Source organism: Anoxybacillus sp. LAT27 (assembly GCF_022030075.1).
GTDB lineage: Bacteria > Bacillota > Bacilli > Bacillales > Anoxybacillaceae > Anoxybacillus > Anoxybacillus kestanbolensis.
The window spans coordinates 1-287 of sequence record NZ_JAIWYK010000123.1; the positions used below are offsets into that span (position 1 = coordinate 1).

The 287-nt window shown below is 47.4% G+C and carries 1 protein-coding gene; it reads right to left on the bottom strand.

The genetic code is table 11. The annotated features are described in order from the left end of the window. Positions 1–287: ABC transporter substrate-binding protein (locus LD028_RS08785; protein ID WP_237811590.1), on the bottom strand; the 287-nt coding region annotated here is incomplete at both ends.

A 287-nucleotide genomic window follows, 5' to 3' on the forward strand; every position in this document is an offset into this window, starting at 1 on the left:
ATAATGCACAAACTCTTCATGCCCGCTCGTTCCATAGGCATTGGCGACATTCAGCCAGGCGACGTTCATCCATCCTTTCTCTTTTAGAAAACCAAGCAGCTTCTGAATGACGATATTGTCCCCTTGAGCGGTTTTAAATGTCCAATGACGTGAGGATCCATCGCTTGGATTGACGATTTGTTTGCTTGCGGCGAGGGAAATGTACGGAATGCCTGCTTTTTCAATGAGTGGAATCATGGCTAAGGAGTTGCCGCTGATCGTGCCGCCAATAATGGCAGTGACTTTGT